This window comes from Faecalispora jeddahensis, from assembly GCF_000577335.1.
Taxonomy (GTDB): Bacteria; Bacillota; Clostridia; order Oscillospirales; family Acutalibacteraceae; genus Faecalispora; species Faecalispora jeddahensis.
On record NZ_CBYL010000079.1, the window covers coordinates 1 to 8,159 of the forward strand.

Genomic DNA, 8,159 nt, shown 5'->3' on the forward strand with positions numbered 1-8,159 from the left:
ATAAAAGATGTAAGCTATAAACGCGCACCGAGCTGCCAAAAAAAGAAAGAGTCTGAACGCAAATTGCGTCCAGACTCTTTCTGGTGTGTCATTAGGTCAAAATAGATGCACCATTTTAGTACAAATAAAATGAAATCCACCCGTTTTATAAAGTAGAAACCATTTTAGCAAAATCATAATGAGAAATTCACTTTCCAACAAAAGTCATAACTATATATTCTCAAGATATACAGTGAAATGTGTGTCTCCAACAATCATCATACATCCGGGGCAACTTTGAGTCGCATTATATTCTGCTATTGATTGCATTAGCATTTTATCATCTTGGCTTTGCCCTGTGCAATCATTAGGATGAGAATGCCACTCGCCCACATAGCCTAAGTTACCTGCCGTAATATTTTCAATTGCCCTGATTTTTTTCAGTAGGCCTTTACTGCCTCTTATATACGAGCAAGGAGACTCAATACTATCCTCTGGAGAAGATATAAAGTCTACAATATAGCAAATTTTCCGCTCGTAATCGTATGAACCTATTAATACTCCACCTGTTTCACAGGGAAGTTTCTTTTTTCTATTCTCATAAAATTTTGTTTCAACCAGGTATGCAATTTTGATTGTCCAGTCACCACAAGTAAGGTTCTTATATGAATCAGTTGGGTATATTTCGGAATCGATAGTTAGGCCATCTACTTTCCAAATAGCAATGAGTCCTTTAGTATTATTAATAGCATCTTTTACAGCTTTACTACATATCCCTGCAAAGATTGCAACATTATCCTGCGGATACTTTAAGCTCGTACTTCTGCAACTAGAAGAATAGATAACCCTAAGTTCCGATTTAAGATGTTCGTGATATTTGGGATTGTTGACTAAGATATTGTAATATTGCATCTCTAGAACATCTAAGGTGACTTCTCTCTTTTCATCCTCCAAAAGCATTATGGCACAGGAGCCGGTTGGATTCATAAAAAAACTGACACATCTTGTAAGTCCGGCAAGTTCATGACATATATAGCGCTCAACTGCAACAGAAGCAGCTGTGTCAATAATCATGCTAGAACTTTTTATCGCTTCAATAAAATCATCTTTCAAGTCGGGTGATAAAATATTAGTTTCCATAAATGTATTTACACAGGAATCTGCTTTATCCGGAAATATACGTTCGGCATAAGCACACATTGCTTTCGCTTTGTTCTGTCCAATATCTGAAGCATTAAGGCAATGTCTAGATAGGTTGTGAGGATATACCACATCCGGATCAATATAAGTCCATTTTCCATATCCTGATCTAATGCAGTTGTTCGCAATTTGAGATCCAAAAGCACCTAAACCTATTTGAAAAAAGTTACTATTGCAACCGGAATTTTGAGCTTCATTGAGATCTTGAGCAAAACTACGATTTAAATGGCACAAGACCTCATGTTGCATGATCGTTATTTCTTGCGCATTTATTAAATTCTGTTTCTTTACTAATTTAGTTCCTTCTTTGCAATATCCAAAAGCCCGATATAATGTTTGAAATGTTGTTTCTATAGTAAAGGCTTTTAATTCAAACCTTTCAGGCTCAGCTTCAGGAGATCGTGCAAGTGATATACGTACCAATAACACTAAAGAACAATTCTTTAGAGCAGTTTCTTGCTGATGAAATAATTGCATATACTCTTTTGCATTCTGCTTTATCGCCCATATAGGCAGTATACACCGGTCGATTTCTTGAAGAATATCCTCATCAAACGCAGAATTTAAGTCAAATAAAGTTTGTGGAAGGCAATTTATTATATTGTCACTGTATGTCTTTTTTATAGCTATACGCAAACATGCAAACAACCTACCCCGTCCGTTTTCTTGGAGGGGTATCTCTGTTAACAAACGACCAGATCTTGTTTTTATTTCCTCAAAACGAATAAACGGAGAATCAATAGCATGTTTATTTACATTGAGGATTGTAGCATTATTTACTGACGGAAAAAATGGTTCTAAAGGCTGATCAGGCTGATGCAATTCACCACGCGCTGTTTTTGAAAACCAGTACACAATTCGATTTATAAACATGCTTGCGTTAAACATATATTTGATATCGTGAAACGACACGTCAAATAAGCACAGCGTTTTATCACCGTTTTCATAGACATTTAAATGTGGAACTATAGGAAAATCTCGACGACAAAACACCTCTGGAAGACAATCGTCTACTATCTTTATTTTAATACGTTCTATAGCTTTAACTGGGAAAACAGGATATTGTGGCAATTCAATTGCCACAATATCTACCTCTAATAATTCCCAACTATGCTCCGCTGCCGCGCTGCTTGAAATGAGTTTTCCAATTCCAGTACGCTCAAGAGCTACTACAATTTCCTTTGAAAAAGCAAGTTGTAGGGTCGCTAATGTGCTCATAGTTCGTCCCCGGCTCTCGGCGCAGATTTTTTCAGATAAGTTGCTTGAATATTCTCGGATTTAAGAGTAACTCCCAGATTATCTATTTCAAAAACAATCGGTGTTGGTTTACTGCTCTTTAGCGAAGTATGCTCCATTGTTGCCATAAATTTCACATCTGCGGCAGTATAATATTCATATGCTCTTTTTGCAATCATATGTGGAGGAGAAGTTTCCTCAGTAATTTTTACGCATGAAGCCACCATTTTTGCATTCTGCTGCGCCTGCTGCAAAAGCCATTGTACATTCTCTGTTGGCGTGATTCTATATGTGTCTTTTTCCCCTTTCTCGTTAAGTCCTGTATGGCTGCAATGATGGGGGATGTCATATATATCCCAAATCAAGAAACTTTCGTTCCCATTGGCTTTTGAAATATCTACAATTTTATCAAGAACCTTATATGGTGTGTCGCCTGTGATGAGGATGTTTGTTTCTCTATCATTATTAAACAATCTCATTTGCAATACAATCGAAGGGTCATTTTTATCCTGAACTTCCTCACTATCCTCGGAAAAAGGAGCGTGGACAAAAAATTGAACTTCATCTGTTGCGCCATCAACCTCAACAGTTTCGCCAGCATGAACAATCAAATGTTTAATGTCGTCGTACTCAATTTCTTGTGCTTCTAGCCATGAGGAAAGACTGTCAGGATCTGCAAATATTTTTACACCATAGCCTTCTTTTAAGCGATATCTGGCTTCGTTTCTAATTATTTTTGCGTCAGCCCCATTCTCAAGGTCAGTTTCTAAAAGAAACGCAGACGAAACCCACAACTCATTAATTTTAGCTCTATCTTCAGATTGGTATTTGGAAGCATGATCAAGGTAGAAAAACTCGCTTGCCCCTTTGGTATGATCATCATGAGCATGTGAAAACATTACAACTTTAAATTCGTCAATTCCGGAAAGTTCCTGTTTTATATCTATGCGCTCATCAGTGGCCGATCCATCGTTCATAGCAGCATAGTCAAATAGTAACTTATCTCCAGTGGATAATTCCAACAAACAAGTTTCTGCATTTCCAAGTGGATAAAAAGTAAATTTTTGACTCATTATGTACTCCTCCTAATTTTGTGTTTTTGAAAGGTCAATAGCAATGACTGTATTAACAAAGCGGTTCATCTTGATGTGCGTTGAGATATTTGTTATTATTGCCATTACCAATAATGCAAGAATGAAGCGCCAAGAAAATAGGACAGTGCCATTGAATAAAAATAATGAACTTATATATAGCACTAGAAATTCTAAGGTTTCAATATATAAGTCACGACAGAGTAAATAATCTGTTTGTGCTTGCATAATGGCCCCTTCTTTTTTATATTCGCTGTAAATCTTATACCAGTTGGCATTTTCATAATAGAGTTTATCCCTTTTCTGCGACGGTCTATTTTCTATAATGCCGGAATAACGAGAAATAGCATCAGAGATCAGTAATCGATCATCATTAACTGTTTTGTTTGAAATACGTGAAAAAATGGTTTGTCCTGATCGAGGGATAAAAAATAGACCAACTAATTTATCTTTTAGGTTGCTGCTGATTAACGAATCGCCTAAAAAAGTGATAAGCGATAAAACTCCGGAAATCGTCACCCCTTCCATAATAGATATTATGGTTTTGTAGTTGTTTTCTGTAGCTTCAGGAATTTGCGAAAAAATCGGAGTGCCCCATAGTAAGAACAACAGAAAATATGCAAGCAATAGGGACTTCATTTCTTTCGATCTATACTCTTTCAATGCAAATAATCACTCCTCTCAATTAATTTGAAATGGTATCGCAACTAAGTATCAAGTAAACAATAGTTTCTGCAATCTAAGTAAAATAAGAAAAAGCGCATTCAATACGAACCACTATTCTAGATTTATACTATTGCGATAGTAAAATGGTACCCAATTGCTAAATCAAGTTTTGTTTTAGTGATTGTCAGTATTTTTATATCTTCTATCCTTGGGCTTTACTGCATCTTTGGGTATTGCCCAAGTAACCCCAAACCGAACAGCGCCCGGTATCTTGCCCTGTGAGCAAAGCACCTGCACCCGGCGTGGAGTTATTACCCATTTTTCCGCTGCTTCTTTCGCTGTCATATAATCCATTAAAATATCCTTTATCGAATAACTATTGTATATATTATATATCGCAACAGCGAATAAAGCAATTAAATTCATGCAAATTATGGAAATATTCACAGCGTTATGCTGAAACTCATTAAAAAATAGCAAAATTTCTGCTTTAGAAGCAGATTCCATTTATATTTATCTCTTTGTTCGTAAGATTTCCTTTTAGGTTCTGTACAGCTTCAAATATCTCTTGGCTAATAATTGCTTGACGCGAATTCTCAATGATAACCGTATCAATTTGTCCTTGGTTTTCTTCCTGTTTACCTATGAGGAAATCGGGAGTATGAGTTTTGGGAGTAATATTGCGACCAATATATTTTTCATTGGATAGAATTCGGTCAATGGTTGATATACTCCATTGCTCTTTACCAGTAACAGTTTTTATACCATGATCTTCAAGATGTTTCTTGATCTTACGACAGCCATAACCTTGCAGAAACAAATCATAAATAAGTCGCACCATTTTAGCTTCCTCTTCAATGATTACAAGATTTCCATTCTCATCTCTACCGTAGCCAAGAAATTGTGAATGATTTAGCTTGATATGTCCGTGATAACTACTCTGGTGAATACCCCATTTAATAGCTTCACTTTTTTGTCTGCTTTCTTCCTGATAAGCCGCAGCTGCCATCGTAATATACTTTTTTACCCGAGGTTCATTAGACCAAATGTCCTCAGTTTCAAAGTAGGCAACCACATTTAATCTTGATAATTCATTAAGCATAAGCAGGACGTCCAACGTATTGCGTCCAAAACGGCTAAGGGATTTCATCAAAATCAAATCTACTTTTCCATTTCTGCAATCATTCATTAAGCGCTGAATCTCATCTCTATTATCTACTCTTGTACCGGATTCCTTTTCAGCATAAATACCGGCAAAATCCCAATCAGGATTATCGCAGATTTTTTGCATATAGTAAACTACTTGTGATTTTAGACTCTGCCTTTGTTCCTCATGTTCTGTGCTGACACGGCAATAGGCAGCAACCTTTAACTTTTTATCAGCTTGATTTCGTCTTGCCGGGATAGTAAAAATTTGTTTGCTCATTTCAAAGCCTCCTTAACGCAAAAATGCAGCACCCACTTGGGTACCGCAAACTTCAATTACTATTTTAGATATGAAAAAAGCTACATCTTCATTGGTTTATTACCAACAAAAATGTAGCTTATAACTTGGCGGAAGCGGTGGGATTCGAACCCACGGTACGTTGCCGTACACCTGATTTCGAGTCAGGCCCGTTATGACCACTTCGATACGCTTCCAATGATTACAAGGAAGGCACTTGCTGTCCATGCCTATTTATTTTATAGAGAATGTCCGCAAAAGTCAAGCACTTTTATTGACTTAAAGTGACAGGAACGGTACAATAGCATTGAATCTCAGGAAAGGGGCAACAATTGTGAATCAAATTCAGGAGGCTGCATGGAAAATGGCCTCACTTTCTGTATACAGAGGCATCTTGGAAAGAAGCGTGCCGGAGGCGTTTTTTCGTCTGCTGAATGCTTCACAGGCGAATCAGCCTGAGACGTTTTTAACGGCCTGGGGAAATCTGATCGCTTTGCTCGGACAAAAAAATGCCGACACAAACTTTGCGCAGGCTTTGACTGAGCCTGTTTTGTACGATGAAAACGCATTTTCAGTTGCCGCGGCATCTGGAAAAGAGGTTTCTTCTCTGATAGAAGCGGCGGCGCTGCGTGATCTGAAAATTTTAACGGAGCTGTCGGCCATTACTCCGCAGGAAATACTGTCCGGAAGCGCCTTCCCGCAGGCTGCGGAGCTGAACCTTCCCTGCTGGGAAAACGGACAGGTTATCGCACAGCTGCAGCAAGAGCCACAGGCCTGTCTGGCACAGCTGAAATCCTTTTACGCACAGAACGGCTGTGGCCGGTTTGCGCGCAACCGGGCGTTCATCTGGAGAAATGGGATGTTGTCCCCCGTTCAGCACCCCGACCCGATTCTCTTAAAGGATTTGAAAGGCTATGAATTGCAGCGAGGAATGGTATTGGAAAATACGAGCTCCTTTGTGCAGGGTCTGCCGGCCAACAACTGCCTGCTGTACGGCGACCGCGGTACGGGAAAATCTTCTACCGTAAAAGCCTTGCTGCATGAATTTCCGTCGCTGCGCCTGATCGAAATGCCGAAAGCAGAAATCCCCCATTTCCCCGATCTGGTAGAAATTTTGGCGGGGCTGCCGATGAAGTTTATCGTGTTTATCGACGATCTCTCTTTCTCCCGGCAGGACGATACTTATGCCGCCCTGAAAGCGGTACTGGAAGGCGGTCTGGCTGCCCGACCGGAAAACACGCTGATCTATGCCACCTCCAACCGGCGGCATCTGCTGCGGGAAACCTTCTCAGACCGCGAGGGTGATGAAATTCATCGCGTCGACACGATTCAGGAAAGCCTTTCTCTGGCAGACCGCTTCGGTCTTTCCGTACGCTTTATGCTGCCGGACAAGGCACAATACCTGGACATTGTGGAGAAGCTTGCCCATCAGCATGGCCTTTCGGAGCATCTGCCGCAGCTTCTGATCGGCGCGGAACGTTTTGCGCTTGAGCGCGCCGGACGTTCTCCCCGCTGCGCGCAGCAGTATGTCCGTCTGGCCGAATCCAGAATCCGTCAGGGAAAAAGCATCCTATAAAATGACAGACTTTACGGCAGCTTCATATTTTATTTATATTTTTATGTTAACATTCTGTAAAGGGTTGAAAACGAAAGATCAGGGAGGATTGTATGGGACAGTTGAAACGAATGATAACCGGATTACTATCGGCGGTGCTGATTGTTTCCGCGTTTACGGGATGCGCCGGTAAGGGCGACATCAGTTCCGGCGCTGCCGAACAGGATTTCCCCGTGACAATCGGGACTGTGACTTTAAAAAGCGAGCCGGCCGGGGTTGCCGTGTTTTCGCCGAGTCTTGCCGATGTGATCCTTGCGATGGGATATGAAATCTCTCTGAAAGCAAAATCGAAGGACTGCGATCAGGAGGATTTATCCGTTCTTCCGAATGTGGATCCATCTGATCCCGCTGCGGTAAAGGCAACCGGCGCCACACTGGCGCTGTTTGAAACGAATCCCGGTGATGAGGTTACCGCTGCATTACAGAAAGAAGGCATCCTTTCGCTGATCCTCCCCGCCGCTGCCAGCCGCTCCGATTTGGAACGCCTGTACTCCGAAGTGGGCGCGGCGATCAAGGGCGGTTCCACCGGCTACCAAAAAGGCATCAAAACAGCGAACAATATTTACCTGACGCTTGACGATATTACACGCGTCATTCCGGAGAAAGACTCCCCTGTAACCGTTTGCTACCTGTATGACGCAAAGGGTAAGGCAGCCACCGGGGACATGCTCGCCGGCAAGCTGATTGAAAGCGCCGGTCTGGTCAATGCGTTTGCGGGCAGCAACGGCGGACAGGCCTCCACCGAGGCGCTGACCATCTCGAACCCGCAGTACATTTTCTGCGCTGAGGGTGTGAAAAAGCAGCTGCAGGAATCCGCCGAATACAAAAAGCTGGAAGCTGTTCAAAAAAACCAAGTGTATGAAATGAACCCGACCTATATGGAGCGCCAGGGGCGCGGAATGATTCAGGCCGTCAGTTTTATGGCGGG

The 8,159-nt window shown here is 41.2% G+C and carries 7 protein-coding genes and 1 tRNA gene; 2 read left to right on the forward strand and 6 right to left on the reverse strand.

What is annotated here, in order from left to right; all coding sequences use genetic code 11:
- Positions 1-210: 210 nt before the first annotated feature.
- From TY09_RS17050 to TY09_RS17075, 6 genes are all read right to left on the reverse strand, one after another.
- Positions 211-2,397: a ThiF family adenylyltransferase gene (locus TY09_RS17050; protein WP_042436861.1), complete on the reverse strand. Its 2,187-nt coding sequence runs from the start codon at positions 2,395-2,397 to the stop codon at positions 211-213.
- The gene (locus tag TY09_RS17055; protein WP_042436865.1) at positions 2,394-3,488 is read right to left on the reverse strand and encodes a ComEC/Rec2 family competence protein; all 1,095 of its coding nucleotides are present in this window, start codon (positions 3,486-3,488) and stop codon (positions 2,394-2,396) included. The genes TY09_RS17050 and TY09_RS17055 overlap by 4 nt, the downstream gene beginning before the upstream one ends.
- A gap of 12 nt (positions 3,489-3,500) precedes the next feature.
- Complete coding sequence (locus TY09_RS17060) at positions 3,501-4,169, reverse strand: hypothetical protein (protein ID WP_042436868.1); 669 nt, start codon at positions 4,167-4,169, stop codon at positions 3,501-3,503.
- A gap of 177 nt (positions 4,170-4,346) precedes the next feature.
- A complete protein-coding gene (locus TY09_RS19050; protein WP_042436880.1) occupies positions 4,347-4,526 on the reverse strand; it encodes a helix-turn-helix domain-containing protein in 180 nt (59 codons plus the stop codon).
- A 136-nt stretch (positions 4,527-4,662) separates the two neighbouring features.
- A complete protein-coding gene (locus tag TY09_RS17070) occupies positions 4,663-5,598 on the reverse strand; it encodes a recombinase family protein (protein WP_042436872.1) in 936 nt (311 codons plus the stop codon).
- A gap of 126 nt (positions 5,599-5,724) precedes the next feature.
- Positions 5,725-5,813, reverse strand: a tRNA-Ser gene (locus tag TY09_RS17075).
- A gap of 137 nt (positions 5,814-5,950) precedes the next feature.
- On the opposite strand from TY09_RS17075, the gene TY09_RS17080 reads away from it, so the two are divergent.
- Both TY09_RS17080 and TY09_RS17085 read left to right on the forward strand, forming a co-directional pair.
- Positions 5,951-7,192 carry an ATP-binding protein gene (locus TY09_RS17080; RefSeq protein ID WP_242841526.1) on the forward strand — a complete coding sequence of 414 codons (1,242 nt, stop codon included), beginning with the start codon at positions 5,951-5,953 and terminating at the stop codon, positions 7,190-7,192.
- A 92-nt stretch (positions 7,193-7,284) separates the two neighbouring features.
- Positions 7,285-8,159: ABC transporter substrate-binding protein (locus TY09_RS17085; RefSeq protein ID WP_042436878.1), on the forward strand; the 875-nt coding region annotated here is incomplete at its 3' end.